Genomic DNA, 469 nt, shown 5'->3' with positions numbered 1-469 from the left:
GTCGGTCCGCCGGTGACGGCCGCCGCGGTGGCGCTCGGGCTGCTCTCGGGGTGGACGGCGATCGGCGGGGCGGGGACGGCGCGCCCGGTGGAGGTGGCACCGGGCTGGCTGCTGCTGCCCACGGCGGGCGGGGCACCGGCCACCGCCGCCTTCTTCACCATCCGCAACCCCGGCGACCTGCCGGACGAACTGACGTCCGCCAGCTGGGAGTTCGGCGGCAAGGTGACGCTGAAACGGCATCTGCACCAGGGCGCCGCGGGCCGGTGGCAGGCGGTCACAGCGCTGCCGGTGCCGGAACGCGGTGAGTTGGTGATGACGCCGGAGGACGCCGACCTGATGATCACCAATCCCCCGCCGCTGAAGGTCGGGCAGTGGGTGGAGTTCACGCTCGGCTTCCGCCACAGCCCGCAACTGCGCGTCAAGGCGGAGGTCCTGCCGCCCGGCGGGCGGCGCGGCGGCGGCTGAGCCG

The 469-nt window shown here is 75.3% G+C and carries 1 protein-coding gene; it reads left to right on the top strand.

Translation table 11 applies throughout. The features are described 5' to 3' along the window. On the top strand, positions 1 to 465 hold a 465-nt coding region (locus ABD308_RS25825; protein WP_344339019.1), incomplete at its 5' end, for a copper chaperone PCu(A)C. Positions 466 to 469 lie beyond the last annotated feature (4 nt).

Origin of the sequence: Kitasatospora putterlickiae (assembly GCF_039527695.1) — a bacterium.
GTDB lineage: Bacteria > Actinomycetota > Actinomycetes > Streptomycetales > Streptomycetaceae > Kitasatospora > Kitasatospora putterlickiae.
This window is presented reverse-complemented; position numbering and strand designations above follow the sequence as displayed.